Annotated in this window: 36 protein-coding genes; 7 read left to right on the top strand and 29 right to left on the bottom strand. The window is 70.7% G+C overall.

Annotation, left to right across the window (positions count from 1 at the left end; genetic code table 11):
- Positions 1-90: 90 nt before the first annotated feature.
- The 13 genes from ACA511_RS12765 to ACA511_RS12705 all read right to left on the bottom strand — a co-directional run bounded on the left by ACA511_RS12765 (position 91) and on the right by ACA511_RS12705 (position 9994).
- Positions 91-693: a hypothetical protein gene (locus ACA511_RS12765; RefSeq protein WP_375024372.1), complete on the bottom strand. Its 603-nt coding sequence runs from the start codon at positions 691-693 to the stop codon at positions 91-93.
- Positions 693-1274, bottom strand: a complete 582-nt coding sequence (locus tag ACA511_RS12760) for a hypothetical protein (protein ID WP_375024371.1) — start codon at positions 1272-1274, stop codon at positions 693-695. Before ACA511_RS12760 ends, ACA511_RS12765 begins: the two co-directional genes overlap by 1 nt.
- A 93-nt stretch (positions 1275-1367) precedes the next feature.
- Complete coding sequence (locus ACA511_RS12755; protein ID WP_375024370.1) at positions 1368-1805, bottom strand: hypothetical protein; 438 nt, start codon at positions 1803-1805, stop codon at positions 1368-1370.
- A 1-nt stretch (position 1806) separates the two neighbouring features.
- Positions 1807-2247, bottom strand: a complete 441-nt coding sequence (locus ACA511_RS12750; protein ID WP_375024369.1) for a hypothetical protein — start codon at positions 2245-2247, stop codon at positions 1807-1809.
- A 6-nt stretch (positions 2248-2253) separates the two neighbouring features.
- Positions 2254-2535, bottom strand: coding sequence for a hypothetical protein (locus ACA511_RS12745; RefSeq protein ID WP_375024368.1), 282 nt, complete (start codon positions 2533-2535; stop codon positions 2254-2256).
- Positions 2536-2539: 4 nt separating this feature from the next.
- Entirely contained in the window at positions 2540-2860 is a 321-nt protein-coding gene (locus tag ACA511_RS12740) for a hypothetical protein (protein WP_375024367.1), read from the bottom strand.
- Positions 2861-2877: 17 nt separating this feature from the next.
- Positions 2878-3315, bottom strand: a complete 438-nt coding sequence (locus ACA511_RS12735) for a hypothetical protein (protein WP_375024365.1) — start codon at positions 3313-3315, stop codon at positions 2878-2880.
- Between the two features lie 3 nt (positions 3316-3318).
- Positions 3319-3690 (bottom strand): hypothetical protein, encoded by a 372-nt coding sequence (locus ACA511_RS12730; protein ID WP_375024364.1) that lies wholly within the window; start codon positions 3688-3690, stop codon positions 3319-3321.
- 67 nt (positions 3691-3757) lie between these two features.
- Positions 3758-4201, bottom strand: coding sequence for a hypothetical protein (locus ACA511_RS12725; protein WP_375024363.1), 444 nt, complete (start codon positions 4199-4201; stop codon positions 3758-3760).
- 11 nt (positions 4202-4212) lie between these two features.
- Positions 4213-5148 (bottom strand): hypothetical protein, encoded by a 936-nt coding sequence (locus tag ACA511_RS12720; RefSeq protein ID WP_375024362.1) that lies wholly within the window; start codon positions 5146-5148, stop codon positions 4213-4215.
- Between the two features lie 77 nt (positions 5149-5225).
- Positions 5226-5618, bottom strand: a complete 393-nt coding sequence (locus ACA511_RS12715) for a capsid cement protein (RefSeq protein ID WP_375024361.1) — start codon at positions 5616-5618, stop codon at positions 5226-5228.
- 3 nt (positions 5619-5621) lie between these two features.
- Positions 5622-7538, bottom strand: a complete 1917-nt coding sequence (locus ACA511_RS12710; protein ID WP_375024360.1) for a phage protease — start codon at positions 7536-7538, stop codon at positions 5622-5624.
- Positions 7535-9994, bottom strand: coding sequence for a hypothetical protein (locus ACA511_RS12705; RefSeq protein ID WP_375024359.1), 2460 nt, complete (start codon positions 9992-9994; stop codon positions 7535-7537). Before ACA511_RS12705 ends, ACA511_RS12710 begins: the two co-directional genes overlap by 4 nt.
- A gap of 66 nt (positions 9995-10060) precedes the next feature.
- Here ACA511_RS12705 and ACA511_RS12700 point away from each other — a divergent pair, with 66 nt between their 5' ends.
- Positions 10061-10279: a hypothetical protein gene (locus tag ACA511_RS12700; RefSeq protein ID WP_375024358.1), complete on the top strand. Its 219-nt coding sequence runs from the start codon at positions 10061-10063 to the stop codon at positions 10277-10279.
- 5 nt (positions 10280-10284) lie between these two features.
- Positions 10285-10752, top strand: coding sequence for a hypothetical protein (locus ACA511_RS12695; RefSeq protein WP_375024357.1), 468 nt, complete (start codon positions 10285-10287; stop codon positions 10750-10752).
- 75 nt (positions 10753-10827) lie between these two features.
- Here ACA511_RS12695 and terL read toward each other — a convergent pair whose 3' ends face one another.
- From terL to ACA511_RS12635, 12 genes are all read right to left on the bottom strand, one after another.
- Positions 10828-12462: a phage terminase large subunit gene (gene terL / locus ACA511_RS12690; protein WP_375024356.1), complete on the bottom strand. Its 1635-nt coding sequence runs from the start codon at positions 12460-12462 to the stop codon at positions 10828-10830.
- Positions 12462-12671 carry a hypothetical protein gene (locus tag ACA511_RS12685; RefSeq protein WP_375024355.1) on the bottom strand — a complete coding sequence of 70 codons (210 nt, stop codon included), beginning with the start codon at positions 12669-12671 and terminating at the stop codon, positions 12462-12464. The genes terL and ACA511_RS12685 overlap by 1 nt, the downstream gene beginning before the upstream one ends.
- Positions 12672-12829: 158 nt before the next feature.
- Positions 12830-13012 (bottom strand): hypothetical protein, encoded by a 183-nt coding sequence (locus ACA511_RS12680; protein WP_375024354.1) that lies wholly within the window; start codon positions 13010-13012, stop codon positions 12830-12832.
- Positions 13005-13445, bottom strand: coding sequence for a DUF6283 family protein (locus ACA511_RS12675; protein ID WP_375024353.1), 441 nt, complete (start codon positions 13443-13445; stop codon positions 13005-13007). Before ACA511_RS12675 ends, ACA511_RS12680 begins: the two co-directional genes overlap by 8 nt.
- Positions 13442-13720: a hypothetical protein gene (locus ACA511_RS12670; protein ID WP_375024352.1), complete on the bottom strand. Its 279-nt coding sequence runs from the start codon at positions 13718-13720 to the stop codon at positions 13442-13444. Before ACA511_RS12670 ends, ACA511_RS12675 begins: the two co-directional genes overlap by 4 nt.
- A complete protein-coding gene (locus tag ACA511_RS12665; RefSeq protein ID WP_375024351.1) occupies positions 13717-14091 on the bottom strand; it encodes a hypothetical protein in 375 nt (124 codons plus the stop codon). Before ACA511_RS12665 ends, ACA511_RS12670 begins: the two co-directional genes overlap by 4 nt.
- A gap of 62 nt (positions 14092-14153) precedes the next feature.
- A complete protein-coding gene (locus ACA511_RS12660) occupies positions 14154-14675 on the bottom strand; it encodes a hypothetical protein (protein WP_375024350.1) in 522 nt (173 codons plus the stop codon).
- Between the two features lie 121 nt (positions 14676-14796).
- Entirely contained in the window at positions 14797-15042 is a 246-nt protein-coding gene (locus ACA511_RS12655; protein WP_375024349.1) for a hypothetical protein, read from the bottom strand.
- Positions 15043-15121: 79 nt separating this feature from the next.
- Positions 15122-15397 carry a hypothetical protein gene (locus ACA511_RS12650; RefSeq protein WP_375024348.1) on the bottom strand — a complete coding sequence of 92 codons (276 nt, stop codon included), beginning with the start codon at positions 15395-15397 and terminating at the stop codon, positions 15122-15124.
- A 53-nt stretch (positions 15398-15450) separates the two neighbouring features.
- The gene (locus ACA511_RS12645; RefSeq protein ID WP_375024347.1) at positions 15451-15828 is read right to left on the bottom strand and encodes a hypothetical protein; all 378 of its coding nucleotides are present in this window, start codon (positions 15826-15828) and stop codon (positions 15451-15453) included.
- 30 nt (positions 15829-15858) lie between these two features.
- Entirely contained in the window at positions 15859-16038 is a 180-nt protein-coding gene (locus ACA511_RS12640) for a hypothetical protein (RefSeq protein WP_375024346.1), read from the bottom strand.
- Between the two features lie 15 nt (positions 16039-16053).
- The gene (locus tag ACA511_RS12635; protein ID WP_375024345.1) at positions 16054-16407 is read right to left on the bottom strand and encodes a DUF6011 domain-containing protein; all 354 of its coding nucleotides are present in this window, start codon (positions 16405-16407) and stop codon (positions 16054-16056) included.
- Between the two features lie 80 nt (positions 16408-16487).
- Here ACA511_RS12635 and ACA511_RS12630 point away from each other — a divergent pair, with 80 nt between their 5' ends.
- The 5 genes from ACA511_RS12630 (at position 16488) to ACA511_RS12610 (ending at position 18374) form a co-directional block, all read left to right on the top strand.
- Positions 16488-16688: a hypothetical protein gene (locus ACA511_RS12630; RefSeq protein WP_375024344.1), complete on the top strand. Its 201-nt coding sequence runs from the start codon at positions 16488-16490 to the stop codon at positions 16686-16688.
- Between the two features lie 286 nt (positions 16689-16974).
- Positions 16975-17202 carry a hypothetical protein gene (locus ACA511_RS12625; RefSeq protein ID WP_375024343.1) on the top strand — a complete coding sequence of 76 codons (228 nt, stop codon included), beginning with the start codon at positions 16975-16977 and terminating at the stop codon, positions 17200-17202.
- Positions 17199-17552: a hypothetical protein gene (locus tag ACA511_RS12620; RefSeq protein ID WP_375024342.1), complete on the top strand. Its 354-nt coding sequence runs from the start codon at positions 17199-17201 to the stop codon at positions 17550-17552. The genes ACA511_RS12625 and ACA511_RS12620 overlap by 4 nt, the downstream gene beginning before the upstream one ends.
- Positions 17545-17973 carry a DUF6221 family protein gene (locus ACA511_RS12615; protein ID WP_375024341.1) on the top strand — a complete coding sequence of 143 codons (429 nt, stop codon included), beginning with the start codon at positions 17545-17547 and terminating at the stop codon, positions 17971-17973. Before ACA511_RS12620 ends, ACA511_RS12615 begins: the two co-directional genes overlap by 8 nt.
- Positions 17970-18374: a hypothetical protein gene (locus ACA511_RS12610; protein ID WP_375024340.1), complete on the top strand. Its 405-nt coding sequence runs from the start codon at positions 17970-17972 to the stop codon at positions 18372-18374. Before ACA511_RS12615 ends, ACA511_RS12610 begins: the two co-directional genes overlap by 4 nt.
- Positions 18375-18391: 17 nt before the next feature.
- On the opposite strand, the gene ACA511_RS12605 is transcribed toward ACA511_RS12610, so the two are convergent.
- From ACA511_RS12605 to ACA511_RS12590, 4 genes are read right to left on the bottom strand one after another with little or no spacing between them, the layout of a single operon-like run.
- Positions 18392-18736: a hypothetical protein gene (locus ACA511_RS12605; RefSeq protein WP_375024339.1), complete on the bottom strand. Its 345-nt coding sequence runs from the start codon at positions 18734-18736 to the stop codon at positions 18392-18394.
- Positions 18733-19635 (bottom strand): hypothetical protein, encoded by a 903-nt coding sequence (locus ACA511_RS12600; RefSeq protein WP_375024338.1) that lies wholly within the window; start codon positions 19633-19635, stop codon positions 18733-18735. The genes ACA511_RS12605 and ACA511_RS12600 overlap by 4 nt, the downstream gene beginning before the upstream one ends.
- On the bottom strand, positions 19632-19898 hold the full coding sequence (locus tag ACA511_RS12595; protein ID WP_375024337.1) for a hypothetical protein: 267 nt from the start codon (positions 19896-19898) through the stop codon (positions 19632-19634). Before ACA511_RS12595 ends, ACA511_RS12600 begins: the two co-directional genes overlap by 4 nt.
- The gene (locus ACA511_RS12590; protein ID WP_375024336.1) at positions 19898-20167 is read right to left on the bottom strand and encodes a hypothetical protein; all 270 of its coding nucleotides are present in this window, start codon (positions 20165-20167) and stop codon (positions 19898-19900) included. Before ACA511_RS12590 ends, ACA511_RS12595 begins: the two co-directional genes overlap by 1 nt.
- Positions 20168-20234 lie beyond the last annotated feature (67 nt).

The following is a 20234-nucleotide window of genomic DNA, read 5'->3' as shown; positions in this document are numbered from 1 at the left end:
TCTCCTCGACCTCGGCGACGTCCTTCTCCTCGCCGCCGGTGATCAGGGTGTAGTAGACGACGTTGCAGAACTGCCGCAGGGACAGGCTCGTCAGGCCCGCCGCGCCCCCGCCGCGGCGACCGGCACCGTCTCCCGGGCCCAGTCCGGCACCCGCGGCCCCGCCGGCAGATCCACCGAGGAGGAGGTGCGCGTCGAGCCAGGCCCAGTGGTCGAGTCCCCAGGCGATGAGTCGGAGGACTGTTGGGTAGGGCGGGCCGCGAGCATCTCGATCGTGCGGGCGACGACGGGCATGAGCTCTTCGACGTCGGCGTCCTTCTCCGTCATGTCCTCGACGAACCGGTCCCAGTCGACGGGGTGGATGCAGGCTTTGAGCATGTCGTAGATGCAGACCAGCGCCTCCATCTCGTCCTCGTCGACCTTCTTGGACACGTGCGCGAACCGCATCAAAGGCATCAACCCGACTTTGTCTTTGATGCGGTAGTGCCCGCCGAGGCATTCGACGCGGTCGACGAGGGTGATGCCCGCGGTCATGGCCTGGATCTCGTGCGCGTCGCCCTCCGGGTCCGGGGTGGGGGTGTCGGGGGTGTCGGGGGCGAGGCGGATGTGGGACGGCGGCGGCTGGTCAGCGGGCTGGCCCTTGCCGAGGATGACGCCGCCCTGCAGGGTCTGCTGCTCGGGCTGGGGGGTGGTCATCAGGCGAGGTCCGTTCCGATCGTCCAGTGGAAGTAGGGCGGGCTTCCGTCGAGCCGCTCGCAGCGGAACTCCACGGGGAGGGTGGCGTTGTCGGCGCCCTTCTGGCGGGCGGTGGTGACGTTGCCCTGCTGGAACGCCTTCGGCAGGACCAGGCGCTCCTTCAGCGACGTGGACTCCCAGCCGAGCATGATGCGGACCTCCTCGCCGATCTCCGGCGGGGTGTACTCGTTCAGCTGGTCGGCGCCCGCGCCGGTGGAGGTGATGGTGCCGCCGTTCATGGCGACCTTCTCCAAGCTGAGGGTGATGCGGGCGATCTCGAAGGACATGCCGATCTCGCGGCCGGTGGTGACGTAGGCCAGGACGTCGAGGAACTCGGCGACCTCGACGTTGTCGGTGTCCGGCTCCACGCTGAACTCGTGGCCTTCCTTGGTGATGCCGATCGGCTTCCACGCCGCCGGCCAGGTGTCGCTGAACAGGCCGGAGGTGACGGTGTTGGTGGGGATGTCGGAGCCGAGGGGGGCGTAGTACAGGTACCCCGGCCCGAGGGCGAGGCCCGTGGTGGGCACGGTGATCGCAGGCATGGCGTGATCCCTTCCGGGCTGCTACAGCCCAACGGTGGACAGGAGGGGTGGGTGGCCGCGCTCCGCGGCACCCGGCGGGTTGGGCAGGTGCGGTCAGGCTGCGACCGTGGAGGCGGCTGCGAGGTAGAAGTCGCCGTCGACGATGTAGACCCACTGCTCACGGTTGGAGTCGTGCTCGTCGCGTGGGACGGGCCCGGTGACATCGGCGACCGTGTGGCACAGGACGCCCGGGCCCATGGGGGTGGGGACGCCGTCGAGGGCTTCGAGGGCGGTGGCGTAGGCGACGGCCGCGTAGGAGGCGGTTTCGCGGGTGGTGCCGTAGAACATCGCCGAGACGCGGGCGGCGTGCACGGGGGCTTCGGCGGCGAGGGCGCGGGTCCCGTTGATGAGCTGCAGGTAGGCGTAGGCGCCTTTGCCGGGTGAGCGGAGCCGGTTCAGGTGAGCGCCGAGCGGGATGGCGTTGCCGTGGCCGACGAGGTCGAGTCGGCTGTTGAGCCAGTCTTTGACGGCGCCTTCGGCGTCGACGGCCACGTCAGCTCCGGACCATCTCGACTAGCGCCGGCCGCAGGTGCGGCTGTGCTTCGGTGCCCGGATGCCGCACGCTGCGGCCGAACACCTGGCCGGTCTGCCGGTTGCGGAGCGGGTAGTCGCCGTGCGAGGTGATGATGTGGGCGCGGGTCCCGAACTCCAGCAGCAGCGAGATGGGGATGCCGTCGCGGGTCCGGGCCGTGGACTTCACATCGACGTACAGGCCTCGCTCGTCGCGGCCGAGGGCGTGGCCGATGTTGGAGCGGGTGTAGCCGGACCCGCGGCCGTCGGAGCCGCGCGGGGAGGTTGGGCAGAGGCGCTTGGCGGTCTGGGTGCCGATCTCGCCGCGGCGGTTCAGGTCCCGGCCGACTGGCCCGTCCTCGCTGTTGAACAGGCGGTCGTACTCGCGTTCGTTCCATTGAAGTCTGCCGCCTGTGGGGGCCATCGCGGTTCACCCCTCCCTGGCGGGCTGTGCGTCCGCGTGGACGGCCGCCGGTGCCTGGGCTTTGGGCGGGTCGGGGGCGGACCGTTCGAGCCGCCAGAGCAGTGCCTGCGCTTGGCCGAGGGCGTCCTGTGCGGCTTCGGGCATCGCCGCGTACGCGTCCGGGGTCAGGTGCGCACTGAACCTGGCCATCGCGGCGACGAGGCCGAGGATGGGTTCGACGTCGGCGAGGCGGACCGAGACCTCCGGGGTGACGCCGAAGGCGGCGAGGTCTTCCGGGCGCGGCGGCATCAGGTCAGCCCGTCGGCTCGGGGGCCTCGGCGTCGCCCTTGCCGTCGCTGTCGCCGCTGCTCCGCTTGGCCTTCGCCGGGGTCGGCTTCGGGACGGCGGGCTGCTGCTTGGCGACCGGCTCGGCCGGCGGCTCGGGCGGCTCGGCGGTGAGCTCGCCGGTCACGCGCTTGGCGGCGTCGGTGCCGTACTCGGCGACGTCGACACCCACCTCGTAGTCGTGCTTCTCGACGTTCGCGGCGGGGACGGGGTCGCCGGTGTTGTAGGCGCGGGACCCGCCGTAGTAGATCGTCCGCATGGCGATGTAGTCGTAGGGCTTACCGGCCATCGCTGGTGTCCTTCCTGCTAGAGATAGGTGTCGCCCCACGGCACCGGGTCGGGGAATGACCATCGCGGGGTGCCTCCGTCGGCGCCGGTGCCCGCGTCATCGCACGCGTCGACCAGCTCTTTGAGCGCGAGCTTGGCTCGGGCGTCGAGGCGGTCGTACACCTCGCGCAGGTCGGCGTCCCGCTCCGGCCAGGCGAGTTCGATATCGGCGGCCGCCCTCCAGGCGGCGGCCTCAGTGGCCAGGGCTTCGAGTGTGGTGGGGATGGACCCGACGGCGTGGAGCACCGAGACGACAGCGCCGTCGATGAGGGGCTGCACCATCGCAGCGGTGGGCATGGTGCGGTCGGTCCAGGTGGCAAGAGGTGTGTCTTCGGGGGGTGGGACCGTGTCGTCGCGGGTGCGGGTCGGGATCTTCGCTCCGACCTGCGCCAGCGTCGGCGCCCACACTTCAGCCATCGGCTACGGAACGACCTTCGCGGTGATCGACACCCCGGTCACCACGTCGCAGGTGACCTTGGCGTACCCGTTGCTCACACCGCCCTGGTTGAACCGCTGGTCAGACGAGTCGAGATACACCTCCTTCTCGTCCGTCGCGCCGAGCGTGACCGTGAGGTTCTGGTCCTGGCCGTAGTTGGACGGGACGACGGAGTCGATCGTCGCTACGCAGGCGGTCCCACTGGTCTTGAGCCGGACGATGACGCCGCGGCCGGTCAACGGCACGAGGTCGCCGGTGGTCGCGGTGGCGGACTGCCATCCGGCGGCCTGCCCTGCCGTCGTGCCGGTGGTTCTGGAGCCGAGTGCGGTGAGGACGGTGGTGGCGAGAGTCGCCATGGCTCCTCCCTTCTACTGGTTGGGGCGGCCCGGCGTGCGACGGGGTGGCGCAACGCCGGGCCGCTGCTCACTCGGCCGGCTTGAGTGCCTTGATCAGGTCGTCGCGGGTCATGCCCTCGGCGTCCTCGCGGGTGAACCCGCGGGCGACGGCGTAGTCGACCCACGCCTCCTTGCCCGAACCCGCACCACCCGTCGGTGGCGGGGTGATGCCTGCGGTCACGCTGGGGGCCGGCACATCAGGGTCGGGGTCGACCTCGACACCCGGCTGCCGTCCCGGTGCCTGCCCCGGCTCGGGGCCCTGCCCCTTGGCCACCTCCGGGCCACCCGACTCCGGCTCGTCGGCGGCCTCGATCTCCTCGATCATCCCGCCGTCCAGCCAGAACCGGATCTTCTCCTCCGGCACCCCGCCTGGCAGCACGTCCCCGGCGTACACCGTGCCCAGCGCCGGGCCGGTCGCCGTCCGCACCGGCACATGCACCAGACACGGCGCCGTCACCCTGTAGCTCGACATGGTCACCAGCCTCACGACGTCGCGTTCGTGCCGGTGATCTTCCGCGCCGCCAGCGGCTCCTGGATCACCGGCACCGTCAGACGCCGACCCCACAGGTCCCATGCGTCGCGGCGCGCCAGCCGCTCCGACTGCACCTGCACCGCCATGTCCCCCACGGTGTAGCCGGGGTCGACCTCCGCCTCGTCGGCCATCCCGCCGAGCTGCTGCGAGTCCGCCACCCACACGTCGTCGCTGGGCAGGTTCGCCGAGGAGGTCGTGATGACGGTGAGGCCATCCACCAGGTCGATCTTCCCGGCGTAGATCGGGTTGTCGGTGGTCTCCCGCTGACGGAGACTGGCGACCACTGTGTCCGACGCCATGAGCGCGTACTTCGTCGAACTCATGAGGATGATGTCGGGGTTGTAGCCCTGGTTCTCGTCGATGATCGCGGCACGGGCCTTCTCCAGGTCCCGCAGGATCGTCGCCGTCGTCATCCCCCACCCCGCGCCCGCCGCGACGGTGCCGGTAACCGCGGACCCGATCGCGCTGATGGTGAGCGCGTCGACCTTGGAGATGATCGTGTTGACGACCTTGCGGAGCGCCCGGTCCACCGCCGCACCGGCATACACCGACCGCTTGACCTGCTCGTCGGTGAGCAGGACGGCCTGGCCCCACTTCTGGACGGCCGCGAGAGCGGCGGTGCCGACGCCGATGTTGGCGTGCGGGTACTCCGACCCCGCCCCCACCGACTCGGCGGCGCGGGCGTTGGTGATGGGCTCGGACACCTCGTACATGACCGCGCCGCCGCTGGTGCGGAAACGCTGCGTCAGGATCTGGTCAGACACGAACCGCAGGTCGGTGAACTCCCGCAGCCTGCGCTGGATCTGCGTCGGCGACTGGAGCAGCCGGTGGATGGTGAGCAGGTCGCCCGACAGAGTCGGGGCGCCCGCCGGGAAGGTCCCGGGCATATCTGGTTTCCTTTCTCAACGCAGAGACCCCCAGCCCGCAGGGTTGGGGGTCTCGCACGTATGGGAGGTTGGGCGCCTTAGAGGGCGACGTAGCGGACCGCCGCGGCGTCCGCGGCCGTGGTGAGGGCGATGCCGAGCATGGCCCGCGCGCCGTTGACGTCGGCGGCGGTGGGGGTGGTGACCACGGCGAGGGTCTTGACGGTCCCGGCCGTGGCGGCGACGAGGATGTCTCCGGCGGTGACCGCGCCGGTCGCGGTGACCTCGTGGACCTGGCCGCGCGGCCACACGGTCACCCGGCCGTTGGCGGCCGCGTCGTAGGCGGCGACGCCGACGACCTTCAGGGAGTCGGCCGCGGCCGGGCCGACCGTGCCGTCGCCGGACACCGCGACGAGCTGCCCGCCCGTCACGGTGGCGGACGCGGTGCAGGTCATGGCGGTGCCGGGGGTGTAGACGGGCGTGTAGTCGGCCATGGGTCAGGACCTCGCCTTCGGGCTGGTGGGGAAGAGGCGGTCGAACTCGGCGTCCACGGCCTCGTTGGTGAGTTCGCCGCCGGGCTGGCCGGCGTCCTCGACCGGGACCAGGCCGGGCGCCAGCGACGCGAGGGCCTGCCGGGCACCTTCCTCGTCCCGCTCCCAGTACGTCTCCCAGTGCTCCTTGCGGGCCGGGGGGAACTTGCCCGCCTTGACGGCGTCGGAGAGGGTACGGTCCCGGGCCTCGCGCTTCTGCTGCGCGCGGGCGGCGACACCCTGCTGCGCCTGCTCGCGGAGCTCGTTGAGGGCGGTCTCGTCGATCGCGACCGTGCCGGGCGGCAGAGCCGTCGTGGCCTGCTGCGTCACCGGCTCGGCCGGGGCGGTCTCACTCTCGCCGCCCTCGGTGCCCTCGCCTTCGCCCGGCTCGTTCGCCGGGTCCTCGGTGGGCGGCTGCGCAGGGGTGACGCCCTGCTCGGCCAGGGCGGCCCTGACCTCGTCGTCGCTGGCCTCGGGAGAGAGCCCCAGGGCCTCGCGGAGCTTCGCCGCGTCCATGGCGGCTCCTTCCTTACCGGTGGTGCCCCCGGCCCGGACGGGCGCGGGGGTGTTCTTCGATCCCGGCCGCGCCGCGGCGGCCGAAGCGTTCGTCGTGGTGTCGTCGTCCATGCCGGCGAGCTTCAGCAGGCTCTCGGGCGGGTCCTCGTCCAGCTCGTCCTGGTAGAGCTTCACCAGCGCCTTCGCGGCCTTCTCCCGCGCAGCATCGTCGATGCCCTTCACGGCGGAAATGCCGTGCGCGCCGGCCGCAGCATGCACGCCGTTGCGGTTGAGGGTGCCGTCGGGTTCGCGGACGGGGACCTTGTAGCGGTCCTTGGAGTCCTCCTCGCCCTCACCGGTGTCGATGAGGCACGCCTTCTTCCACTGGGTGATGTCGTAGTCGGCGGCGGTGAAGTCCGCCCAGGCGGTGTCGGACACGGTCTCGGCCCGCACCTGCCCGGGGCGGGACTCGGCGCGGGACGCATACGCCACGACCTGTCGTCCAGCGGATGCGGCGACCTGCGCGTCCTCGTAGCGGACGACCACGGTGACCGGGTCGGCGAACTCGACGGCGTCCTCACCATCGCCCTCGGCGAGGGTGACGGGGATGCGCTGGAGCTTTCCGGTGGTGTCGTCGATCGCGATGATCTGCAGGTCGGGTCCGAGCTGGATTTCGCAGATCCAGATGTCCCAGGACTTGCCGTAGTCGGAGTCGTAGAAGGCGCGGCGGACGTCGTCGGTGGTGACGCCCGCCCGCACCTGGGCAGGGTTCGGGTTGGGCATGGAAGCCTCCTGGCGGGCGGCGTGGACGGTGAGGGTGAACGAGGGGCCCGAGACCGGATCCGGGCCGGCCGCGGCCGCGACCTGCTCTCCGGGGTCGGTGACGCCGTACAGGGCGGCCACGTCCTGCAGCGACTGCAGGGTGCCGATGCCGGGGGCGACGACGCCGAGGAGCGCCACGGCCGTGATGACGAACGGGTGGGTGTGGCCGATCTGGCAGCGGAAGTCGTAGGTGCCCTCGATGCTGCGGTCCGGGTAGGCGGAGGCGAGGACCTCGCCGCCCAACCAGGACGGCATCCCCGCATAGTCCCCGATCAGCGTCTGGCCGCCGTCGACCGTGGCCATGTTCGTGATGTAGCCGACCGCGGGCTCCCCGTCCCAGCGTTTCTTCTGCTCGTCCGGGTCGGGCTCGTCATGGCCGAGCTTGAGGACGGGACGGCGGACGGCGGGGCAGGCGAGCGCGGCGACGGCGTTCTGCAAGTCGCCGGGGGTGAAGTTCGCGATGCCGGTGGAGATCGGCCACTGCCCGGTGTGCATCAGCTCGACGGCCGGGACGGTGATGAGGGGCGGCGCCTTCATGACGGTGACCTCAGGGGCCGGGTCGGTCACGAGTCACCCCATCTCGCCACGAGGATCCCCCGGCAGCGGAGCCTGCCGAGGCATTCGATGTAGCCGCCCGCCGCATACGCCGCACCGGCCGCGGCCCGGGACTCGAACTCGTGGCCGTCGATTTCCAGGCAGTTCTTGCAGGTCCCCTTGTCGAGGACCTCGGAGGCGACGTAGGTCGTGTCATCGGCGGTCGAGAGCGCGGCCCACCGGCCTCCGGCTTGCGCGGCCCACAGTGCGCCGCCGAGCTGCTCGCGCGGCCACGCATCGGTGAGGGACTCCATGTGCGTCCGCACCAGCTGCGCGACGTCGTCACCGGATGCGTCCGGGGTCCACACCCGCAGCGCTTCGCGGCCGGCGGCGTCCCCGCTCGCCCGGCCCATGAGCGCGGCGATCGTCTCGGCCAGCGTCGTCAGCGCGTCCTCGTCCAGGTCTGGGACCGCTAGGTCGACGCCCTGCGATGCGGCCTCGGCGACGACCTGCCCCGCGCCTACACCGGCCATCGCGATCAGCGCTGGAACCAGGACTTCGGCGGCCGGTGCTGTGTCGACGGCGAGGGCGGCGAGGGCGGCGGTGTCCGCTGCGGCGACGGCGGCGGTGACTTGCTCGATCAGTGCGTCGGTCTGCGCGACCTGGATTGCGGCCCAGGCTTCGAGGAGGTTGTCGAGGGCGGCGTCGTGGTCGGCCTGGATCTGGTCGGGGTCCATGCCGGATGCGGCTTCGATCATGGTGAGTTGCCGGTGCCCCGCGGTGGGATCACCGGCGGCGCGGATGCTGCGCGCGCGGGCCTTCCGGCCGGTGGCACGTCGGGGGGTGTGGCTGGTGCCGCGCCGGCTCGCCGGCCGCGCCGCGGCGGCCGGCGCGGCACCGTCTCCCGCAGGCTCCGTGGCATGGGGGGCCGGAGCGGCGGAAGAGCCCGAGACTGGCGCCGGAGGGGTGGCGGCCGCACCGGAAGCGGAGAGCCGTGAGCCCTCACCGCCAGGGAGGGCAGGGAGCCCGAGCTGCGCGCGCCGCTCGTCCACGGTGAGAAGCGGCTCCCGCTGTGCTGCGGCTGCCGCTTCGACCTGAGGCGCCTCCGGCCCGGTCTCCGGATCGGGCGGCACATACCGCAAATTCGATGGCGTGGGCAGCGCCTGCCCGGCGCCATTCGGCAGCGGCGGCAGGTTGATCTGCGCGCGCCGCTCGTCGATGGTGAGGATGCCGTAGTCCAGGTCGTACGCGTAAGACCGCTCAGCCGTGGCGACATCGTCGCGCTTGCGGGGCGGCAGCCGGTAGGCGCCGCGGAAGTAGGCCTCAAGGTCGTCGTCGGCGTGGATGACACCCGCCGTGACGAGTTCGTGGAGAGCTTCGGTGGTCAGGTCGTGGCGCTGCCCCACGTCCGTGCACACGATGCGCGGTGCGGGTTCGTCCTCGCCCCAGTTGACGTCCACAAGGTCGGTGACGGCGCCGCTCAACCCAGGCTGTCCGCTGGTGGCGACGTTCGCGATTTCGTCCGCGACGGCCTGCAGGCTGAGCATGAACATGTCGACGAGGCTGTCGCTCAACGCCCTGCTGCCGGTCTCGGTCTGCCCGAGGTCGAGGAACCCCGTCAACGCGGCCGTCGACATCTGCTGGTCGAGGTAACGGATCATCTCGACTGCGTCCGGCGCCGACCCGGTGAGGCCGGTGAGCTTGAACTGGAACCCGTTCGGAAGGCCGGCGCCGGCGGTGTCTCCGACGCGCATGGCGGAGGCGAGGCGCTGCGCTACGGCGATCTGCGCGGGTGCCGCACCAGGCGGGGCTTCGACGGTGGGAATGCCCATGCCGAACCGTCTGATCGCGGTGGCGTTGACCCGCCACATCTCGTGTTTGAGAAGCCAGGGCCCGTACGCGTCGCGCAGGAGGGACCGGCCGGTCCAGGTGGCGCCTTCGCGTTCGTTGGTGTACCACACGAGGCGGTTGGCGGGGATGGCGGCGGTGACGCCGAACTCCTGCCGGATGTCGGAGATGGTGCCGTCGCGGTTGAGGTTGATCGCGCCGATGGTCCAGGGCATGCGTTCGCCGAGGTTGACCAGGCGCGCTTGGCCGTTGCGGATCTCGTAGCGGCGCTCGAACACCGAGTGCCCGAACACCAGGGACAGGAGGGCGAGGCGGACGTGCTCCTGCCAGTTGACGCCGCGGCGGCGGGCGGGGCCTGGTTTGGTGTCCGCGCCGAGGATGGGGAGGCCGAGGTCGTCGGCGACGGTCTGGACGACTTCGTCTCGGCAGCCTGCCGGGTCCACGGCCCAGGTCGCGCGGCGGATGGGGAGTGAGTAGGCCTTGAGGATGGCGGCGAGGCGGGGGTCGTGGCGCATACGGGCGTACATCTGCACGGAGGTGGGCCACATGAGGTCGGGGACGAACTCGTTGACGTCGGCCCATTGGGAGGCGATGACGTCGCGCATGTCGATGACGCCGATGTCACGGGTGGGGGGAGCCACGGTCCACCCCCCGACATTTGTCTATGCGAGTAGCCTGGTTTCTGGCTAGGACGGTAGACTTCCCTGGTGAAGCACGCCGACCTGATCCGCACACTCCGTCAACTCGCGAAAGACCGCGACCTTGACTTCAAGGCGGGCGGGGGGAGCAAGCACGAGAAGTGGCTGGCCGGGGAGGCAATGGCGATAGTGCCCCGACACAAAGAGATCGGCGAGCATCTCGCACGGAGGATCATCAAAGACTTCGAGGAAGACCTGGAAGATCTCAATGGGGAGAAGGAGGACTGACCCGTATGGACACCTACATCGTGACCGCCCACCGCGACGGGAAGTTCTGGATGCTTGAGATCGACGGTCCAGGACTCAAACGCCCCGGAGCAACCCAGGTCCGCCGACTCGACCAGGCAGAGCCAATGGTTCGCGACTGGCTCGCGACCCGCTTTGACCTACTGGACGACGCTTCGATCAAGGTCGTCATCGAAGCTGATCTTCCATCCGCCAGCAGCTCGATCCTTGAGGAAGCGCTGCTCAAGCGACTCGACGCTATGCGGGCCCAGCGCGTTGCGCAGGCGGCTACCGCGGCCGCTGCCAGGGAACTGATTCGTCATGACCTGACTACCCGTGAGATCGGCACGCTGCTCGGCATCTCCCACCAGCGCGTGTCGCAGATGGTCAATTCGCCGGACTACTCCGACCGAGGGATGGTGACCAGGAAGTTCAGGAAGAAGACCACGGCCGGTCGAGGCCGCGTCGACGCCTGATCCCCGTTCCTGTGCAGACCTCAGCCACGGCCCGCCGTCCAGGCGGTGGGTCGTGGCGGTTTCTGTTTGGGCAGGTCAGTAGTTCATCGTCATGAAGTTGGTGCCGTTCGGCTGCGCCCCCGTGGCCGCCGCGAACGCCGCCCCGATCGCCCCATCGTCCGGCCGGCCACCCGCACGCCGCGCCTGCTCCTGCTCGGCCGACTCTTGCGGAAGCCAATGCGCCGACACGACCCTGGCCGCATAGGAGAACGTGTCGACCTGGTCATCGTTCGTCCCGGACGGGAACGCCGCGAGCTCGTCGCACCAGACGTCGAGCCAGGACGCGCCAGCCGGGAACCATGCCCGCCCGGCCTTCAGCTTCGAGGTCGCCGGGATCGCGCGGGTCACCTTGTCCGTATCAGCCGCCACGGGCTCAACCGGTATCCCGGCCTTCGTCGCCTCGATCACCATCGTCGACGAGATGAACGACTTCTCCACGAACACGCTGGACAGCGCCCACCGGGACACCAGCGGCCGCGCCGCATCCCAGTGATCCTCCTCGACCACCCGCACCCGCACCCTGTCGAGCAAGACGAGGTCGCCGTCCGGGCCGATCGCCCACGCGGCAACGACCGTCCAGTCCGCGCTCGTCTTCACCGACGCGGCGAGGTCGACGGTCGCGAACCGCCAGCAGTCGTCCAGGTAGACGACCCGCCCGTCGAGGTCGACACGCTTGCCGCCGAGCACCCCATGGCGCGACGGGTCCGCGGGCATGTCGTGCCAGTACCGGAACGACCCGCGGCGGAACAGGTTGCCCTCGGCCGCGACCGGGTTCTGCTGGTAGATCGACCGCCACACATACGGAGACCGGATCTCGTGAAGGCTGTGGAAGTATCCGCGCTTGCGGCCCTGCACGGAGACGAGCTCCTCGCCCGGCTGCCGGCCGAGCGGGTCCGGGCCGTCGGAGACCCACACCGTCTTGAGTGACCCGTCCGGCTGCTTGACTGCGATGTCCTTGCCCGCGATCGCCGGGATGGACACGACCCTCCACCGGCCGGGCTCCTTCTTCAGGAGACGGCCGGACAGGTCGTCCTCATGCCAGCGCGTGTTCATCAGGACGACCTTGAAGTTCGCCGACGCGCGGGTGGAGCCGTTCGACTCCCACCAGTCCCACACCGCATCCCGGTAGGTCTTGGACTCTGCCTCGGCGCGGCCACGGAACGGGTCGTCGATGATCAGGATGTCGACCGCTTCGCCGGTGATGCCGCCGCCGATGCCGACGCAGAAGATCCCGCCGCCCTGTTCGGTCTCCCAGTGGCCGGCCGCGCGGGAGTCCTGGCGGAGCTTGATGCCGAGCTGGGGGTTGGACTGGACGTCGCGGCGGATCGCCTTGCCCCAGCGGAGGGCCTTGGCGTCGTTGTAGGACACGATGCCGATGCGGAGGGTCCGGTCGTGGGCGAGGAGCCAGGTGGGGAACCGGCGGGAGACGCGCTGGCTCTTTCCCTCCTGGGGCGGGCAGTAGATCTGTAGTCGGTCGTCGTCGCCGTCGGCGAGGTTGACGAGTTCGCGGTCGATGACGTCGAGCGCCGGTGTCTGCACGGTTGTGTGGTCGAGAGCCTTCGCGAGCTCGCCTGGCGTTGCCCACTTCCGCGCCTTGGGCGGGGGTGGTGGGGCGAGTTGCCGGAGCATCGCTTCGGCGACGCCGCGCATGGGGTCGAGGGTGACCGTCATCAGGCGGCGACCTTGCTGCGGTTGCGGCGGCCGGTCCGCTTCGAGAGGGCGTCGGCGGCGACGAGGTCGACCAAGAGCGCGCCGGTGCGGGGGTGGTTCATCCGCTCGATGCGGCCGTCCCTGGCCCAGTTCCGGATCGTGCGTTCGGGACGCCGGGTGACGTAGACGACGTCGGCGACGGGCCGGAACCGTGCAGGGATCGGGGGCATGTGCGGCCACCCCCTTGACGTGCAGAAACCCGGCATCCGTGTGGCGGGTGCCGGGTTCTGGACATACTGGTCTAGGCAGATCGTGACTTAAGGACGCGGATCTTGTCAACTACGCGCCGTGTGCGCTTGCCGGGGTGTCGGGTCCGAGCGGCCAGCCATCACCAGATGACCTTCTTGCGGTGGCGGACGATACGGACGTCCGGGCCGCCCCGGTAGTAGTGCTTGCGCGCCTCACCGATCGCCTCGTCCGAGGTGTCGAACGTGCCGACCTCGTCCCAGTCGCCGCCGACCATGTACTGCTTCTCGACCACAAAGACCGTGGGCAGCTTGCCGTCAGCCATCTGATTCCTCCTCGATGAGGTCGTTCCGGGCGCGCTCGATCTTCGCCATTGCCTTCACCGCCCGCTCCCCCGGCGCCGCGATCTCCGCCTCTCCGTGCTCGGCGGCCTCTGCCCCGGACGCGAACAACGGCACCGGGGAGACGTAGTCGATCGTCGCGTCGATGTCCCCGAAGGCCATGGTCCCGTCCGCCGCGGCGATCCGCAGCGCGAGCAGGTGCGCCCCGTCGTGCGTGCCGGCCCAGCCCGCGCACACCCGGGCGTCGCCGGCGTCGCGGCCGCGCTGGTGGCACAGGAACACCTGCGGCGGCTGCTCCATGGTGGGCTGGTCGTAGGCGCGGAGCTTCTCGTACTCGGCGGCGGCCCAGATGCCGGAGGGGACGTCGCGGCGGTAGGGGCAGGACGTGCAGGGGCGCGGAGCGGGCGGGCGGATCATCGCGGCTCCCCGGTTTCGATGTAGCGGCGGACCGCGACCAGCGAGTCCGGGTGCTTGGGGTGGGCGGTCTCGTAGGGGCCGTCGTAGCGGACGTGGACACGGTGGTTGAACTCGGTGTCCCAGTGGAGCCGGGAGACCTTCTCGAAGTGCCCGTCTTCCACGACCAGGTCGCCCTCTCGGATGTTGAGGCGCCCGTCCTTGTCGGTCCAGGGGACGATCAGGTCAACGACCTCGCACCGGAGCTGGGTGGCGGTCGTGGGGGTGGGGTTGTTCATCGGTCCTCTCCCTGCTCTCGGCGGGGGCGGCGGTTCCGCATCTCCCGCAGGATCCGTGCCTTGTCCCGCTGGAACTGCTCCTCCCGCTGCAGCGTCACTTCGACCTGCAGTTGCAGTTCGGCCGCGGCCTTCTCTTCATCGGTGACGGCGCGGTTCGCGTCTTCGATGCAGGCCAGCAGCGCCGCGATGCCGGCGAGTCTCTTCCTTCCGTCGGCGCGTAGGGTGCGCCACTGGTCGAGGTAGTTCAGCGCCCCCGGCACGGTGAGTCGGCCGTTGACGTGGTCGATGAGGAGTTCGGCCGCCGTGTCGCGGGTGATGATGCCGTCCTCGATCGCGGAGCCGAGGAGTTCGACTTGGTCGACGAGGGGCATCGGGGGGTGTCCTTTCGAACGTCGGCGGTCAGGTGCGGCGCGCGTCTAGCGTCTGCGGGCGGTCAGGTGGTGGGCTGGCGGTCCAGGTGCGGCGGGACCAGGTCGGGGCGCACGGCCCGGAGGGCGTCCAGCCAGACGTTCGGGGCCGTGCCGTACACGGCGCCGAGGATCTGGCCCGCGCGGGCCGGCGCGACGGTGCGGTGGTCCAGGCGGTCCGGCCGCAGCCCGAACCGGGCCAGCACGTCGGCGACCATCCCCGCCGCGTGGGACCGGGCGTGGTCGAGCATGCGGGTCAAGTCGCGGGCGGTCAGCTCGCCGCGGATCGCGGTCCGCTCGCCCTCGACCATCGCCTTGCCGGGGCGCGGCTCGCGGTCGAGTTCCAGCCGGGCGGCGGCGGTGCCGTCACCGGTCTCCTGCCGGGCCTGGTCCAGGCCGGCGACCCAGTAGCGGCGCCCGGTCGGGACGTGCGTCACCGACCACAGCGCGGGGCCGCACACCTGCTGGTAGGTCCAGAACCGGTCGGTGGACACGGCGGCCTGAGGCTCACCGCGGAAGTCGTCGGTGATCACGATCGGGGTCATCATCGGTAGGTCGCTCCTTTGTGCTCTTGCGGGTGTCGCCTCGGTGTGGGGTCTGGCGTCACGCGGGCTGCCCCGCCACGGGCAGCCCGCCCGACTTGGTGCAGATAACTGAGGAGCGCGTCCGTCAGCCGCGAGCCTTGGCCGCGTCGAGCAGCCCGCGGACGGCCCGCATCTCCGCCTCCAACTCCTCGACGCGCTTGACCACGGCTGCGACCCGCACGGCCTGGTCGCCGTTCAACAGCGCGACCCGCGCGGCCGCCTCCTCCGTGCTGCCGTGGTCGGACTCCGGCTCGAACCGGCCGTCCGGCCGGTAGAACCCGACCGTCCACAGGCCCGGCTCGCTCCGGATGTACACGTACTTTTGGTCCATCTGATCTCCCTAGATCGGGGTTCGGTCTGGCGTCACGCGGGGTGCTCCGCCACGGGGCAGCGGAGCACCCTGCGCAACGTCAGCGCCCCGCCGCTACGCGTGGACCGGCCGGCTCCCTGCGCTCTGCCCCGTCCAATGCGACCGTCAACGCCAGCACACCCGCCGCCACGGCGGACAACAGGACCAGCGCGGCGACCGGGCGCTGCCCGACCTCGGCGAGCCGGACGGCCATCACCAGCAGCACGGCGCCGGCGAGCGCGAACGCGCCGGAGATGGTCTCCACGGGGCGGACCGCCGCCGCGTAGGCGGTCACGACGGCCAGCGCGGCCAGCAAGGGCAGAATGAGCGTGATCATCGGATTCTCCAGGTCGGGGCGAGGCGGTCTCGTTGAGGGGCTGGCTGCGGATCTCAGGTCGCGGGGGCGATGAACTCGGCGTCGAACCACTCCGGGAACTCGCGGTGGTCGAACTTGATGCAGATGGCCGTGTAGCGGCCGGTGGGGGCGTACGCGATCGTGGTGCCGTCCGGGACGGCGGGGATGCGCGGGAGGGGCGCGGAGTTGGCGTTGCCGAGGACGACGGTCCCGGTCCGTCCGGTGGTGGTGTGGCGGATGCGGGAGCCGACCGGCATGCGCGCCGCGATCTCGGCGGTCAGGTCGATCAGGACGGCGTGCGGGTCGATGTGGTGGTGCACGTCGTTGAGGAGGGTCTTGGCGTCGGCCTCGGCCATGGGCGCGAGTTCGGCGGGCTGGCCGGTGTCGGTGTAGCGGATCGTCCAGGTGTTCACTCGGGGCTCCTTCGGGTGGGTGGGGGCTGCTCAGCGGCGGTAGATGCGGTAGCGGACACGGTCGTCGAGGTATCCGGAGTCGCCCCGCTCGGTCTCGATCCAGACACCGTCGCGGTCGCGGTACACCTCGGTGATCTCGTCGCCGTCGGCGAAGACGTCGCCGGGCTCCAGGCTGCGGGGCTTGACGGAGACGAAGGTGGAGGTGGTCACGGCGGTCCTTCCGGATCAGGCGGCGAGCATGGTGGCGGCGGCGCGGTGAAAGCACCCGTGCTTTCCGCGGAGCCCGGCCTTGCAGGTGCAGCCCTGGGGGGCGGTGAGGTAGGTGGCGGTGCCGTCGGAGGACACGGCGCGGAAGACGCGGCGGCCGCGGACCGGGGCGATGCCGCCGTCGGCGATGAGCTCCATGGCCTTGGCGATGGTGGCGGGCTTGAATCCGGCGGTGCGGGCGGCGTCCTCGCGGCGCTTGCGGGCCCAGCAGCGGTCGCCGTAGCCGCGGGCGACGGAGCGGTGGTTCGTGAGGAGGGACCGGCAGCCGAGGCAGTTCGCCGTCTTGGTGGTGGTCGCGTCGCCGTTGTGCATATGCACACTGTAACCCGCCGTGCATATGCAAGGCAAGAGGTTTGCTCGACTGATTGCATATGCACGGCTAGTCTGTGAGCATGGTCTCCAGAGCGAAAGACACACACACCACCAACCGCGTCATCCGCATCGATGACGCGGACTGGGAAGAGTTCGGCAAGCAGGTGGGAGAGCGCCAGCGCGCCGAGACCATCCGGCAGTTCATCCGCTGGCGCCTACGCCGCCCCGGCGCGAAACTCCCCCGCCGCCCTGACCCTCAGCAGGAAGAAGACCTCACATGATCGGCACCGGGTACTGGTCGACCGGCATCACCCTCACCTGCCAGAACGGCAGATGGGGCGAGCCCGAGCAAGGCGACCCCGGCGTGAGCGCCGTGGCGGGGTTGCTCATGCGGCCAGTGCGGAGGAGCAAGGTCGGACTGCCGGAACCGCACCCGCGCTTCGGGTATCAGGGCCTCACGGGCTTCCAGCGTGCATGGCTCATGCGCCGGGATGGCTGTGACCACGTGGGCATGGCGTCCGTGTTCGGGGCCTGGGTTCACTGCCTCCGCTGCTATAGGAGGCTCGGATGAGCGGCGACACAGCGAACGTCCTCGCCGCCATCGGGCTCTACGCGGCGTGCGTGGTCGCGATGATGGCGCACCCACCGTTCCGCAGACGGGCGCTGGCGAAGATGGCCACATGGCTCAACGCGATCCGCTACGCCGCAGTCGAGATGCCGTTGAGGGCGGTGGCGGGGCGGTGGCGGCCGGATCATGCGCGGATCGCCGAACTGGAACGGAGCGAACTACCGTGACCGACCTCATCGAGATGCACCGCACCGCCGCGCGCTGCTCGTTCTACGAGCGCACCGCCGTCCCCGGCGGCTACACCTACGAGCACCTCGTCCTCAAGACTTCCCCCGGCGCCACAGGGCTCACGCTGCCGCACCCGCCGGCTGTGGGAGACCTCGTCAGCTTGCCAGGCATCGTGACCACGTTCCGGGTGGTCGAGAGGGCGTGGTCCTACAACGCTTACGGTTCGGCGAACTGGCCGCCTGTGGAGCATGAGCCGGTGGCGGGGCCGATGCTGGATGTGATCGTGGAGCGGGATGTGGGGCCATTCCGGGACGAGGTATCGACCGGGCTGGAGGATGACGATGACTGATCTGGTGGCGTTTCTCCACGCCCGGATGGCCGAGGACGAGCAGGCGGCGTACGACGCGGATCGCTCGATCGGCAGAGGGCACCTGGAATGGTCCTACCAGGACGATGGCGACCTGGGCGGGAAGGTGGTCGCCAGCGGCGTCGACCTGGTGCCTGACGTGACCACGGGCCCCGGCCAGCACATCGCCCGCCACGACCCGGCGCGGGTGCTGGCCGAGGTCGACAGCAAGCGGCGGATCATGGCCGAGCACAACCTCACACCCGCCGCCGCCCCACCACCGAACGGCCCCACCTTCGGCTGCGAGACCTGCCACGACCACCCCGAATACGGCATCGGCCCACTCGGGGAGTGCGACACCCTCAAGCACCTCGCGCTCGCCTACGCCTGGCACAAGGACTACCAGAAGGAATGGCGGCCATGAGCACCGACGACACCGAGCACCTCGGCGCACCCCCCGGAACCATCCTCGCGCGCGGCCGCGAAATCCTCGTCCTCAACCACGCCCACCAATGGCTCACCCCCGGCGTCATCAACCCGATGCCCGGCCCGACCGGCGACGGCTGGTTCGTGGTCAGGTGGGGTGAGGGCGACACCCAAGACGTCGAGATCCCCTCCCACGTGTCCACAGTGGATCTCCCGCCATGGGAGCAACGCATCTGGCAGATGCCGGGACTGAACGTCCAAGAGCGGCAGACTGCGATCTACCTGATCAGGCTGCAGCGCGGCGACCTTGAGGACGACACCGAAGGGCTGCGGCGCCTCTACAACGCGATCGCGCTGATCCTGGACGGGCCGGAGCAGCTGGGGCCGCGGCCGGTTTGAAGCGCGGCCGGCGGGGTTCAGAGGATGAGCCCCGCCCGGCCGCGGTCCCGCTCACGCCGCTGGTTCGCCCGGTCAACCTCGTGAAGCTCGCGGCACCACCAGCACAGCAGCAGGCCCGCCATGGGGTGCGGTTCGTGGGCGGGTTCGAGGCCGCATCCCCAGCATGCGTCCGGGTCGGCGTACGGTTCCACCATCCACAGCGGGGACGCGCCTGTGGACAACCCGGCGGCGCGGAGGGGCGCCGCGGCGCGGCGGAGGTCTCGCCTCAGCCGGACGGCCAGATCATCGCCTGTCGGGAGATCGGACAGGTAGCTCGCGGTCTCCACCCCCCGCGCCGCACCGTCGTCGCGGGGCGCGGTCATGACGCCCGCACCTCCTCCCCCTCCTCCCGCCGCTCGGCCTCAGCCAGCAGCGCGACCCAAGACCCCCGCGGCCACGACCTGCCGCACCGCGCGAACCCCACCGGCCCCCACTCCTCGCAGTCGGCCGACCAGTCCGGATCATCCGCGGCAGCCGGCCCGAGGATGGGCAGCCAGCCTGAGCACCACACCGCCGACGAGGCGTCCGCCCGGACCCACAGCTGCCCGCCGCAGTAGCGGCAGTGCACGTCCCGGAGCGGCACAGCGGGCGCGTCATAGTCGGCGGCGACCCGTGCGCGCGAGACGAGCGCGCGGAGTCTGGCCGCGATCCACTCCCCCGTCGCCACGTCGTCGAGGGCGATCGAGACGAGAGTGTCGTTCGGTGCCCGCCAGCCCTCCTCGTGCAGCTCGCGGCCGAGTTGCACGAGTTCGTGGCGGATGTCGTCGGCGGCGTGCCAGGCGTCGGTGATGGGTTCTCCCGGGTCGGGGGAACCTGCGACGAGGGGGGTGAGGGCGCCGTCTGCGTCCCAGCCGGGTGAGCCGGAGGGGATGGTGGCGCCGGGGTTGATGACGGGCGCGGGCCGCTGCTCGATCCGTTGGAATACGCGGCGGTCGTGTCGGCACCGGTCGGTCTTCTCGCGGCAGGGGCAGTCGGTGCGTTCCCACCGGTACACCTGCACGGGCACCGTGGCATGGCGGGTGGTGGTGACGCCGAGCTGGGTGAGTAGGCCGGGCTCGCGGACTACGTGGGTGCGCCAGTCGAGCACGGCGACGGTGCGGTCGGCGGCGCGGCGGACGCTGCGGTAGTGCGGGACCTTTTCGCGGGTGATGAGCTCGCCGTGGAGTTCGCCGAGGAGACGGCGGATCTCTTCGGCCGGGGTCTCCTGCTTGGGCTTGGTCAACGGTCACGCTCCCCCATGTCGTGTTCTTCCTGTAGCCGCGCGCGGATCGCGGCACAGTCGCGGTCGCGTAGGCGGTGGTTGCCTTCGGCGTTGCCGACAATGTTGGGGTCGGCATGGCTCGGCGGCGGGTCGGAGAACTCCATCCGGGTGCCCGAGCCCCAGCGGTACGGGGTGCCTTGCAACTGGCGAACGGCGCGGCCGATCCGGCGTCGGCTCCTCCTGCGGCGGGCCGCGCAGGTGAGGGTGTGCAGAGGATGGATCATCAGCTGGTCTCGCCCTTTCCGGTGACCGTGGCGGTGATGAGCTGGGCCGTCATCACCTGATGCATCCCGACCGCCATCGCCTCGGCCGCCGGCGGAGACCAGCCCTCGCCTTCGAGTTGGCGCCGGTACCCGGTGACCGCTTCGTCGATGGGTTTGAAGACGTCTCGCATCCCGGCCATGGCGATCGCGATCTGGTGGGAGACGGCGTCGAGGTCGACGGGGTTGGGGTCCTGGCCGAGGGGGCCGGTGGGCTGGGTGGGTTCGGTCATCGGGGTCGCCGTCCTTGGCAGTCGCGGGGCCGCCGCCCGGTGTGGGTGCGGTAGGTGCGGGGGCGGC

The organism is Actinomadura sp. GTD37, assembly GCF_041951365.1.
Taxonomy (GTDB): domain Bacteria; phylum Actinomycetota; class Actinomycetes; order Streptosporangiales; family Streptosporangiaceae; genus Spirillospora.
This window is presented reverse-complemented; position numbering and strand designations above follow the sequence as displayed.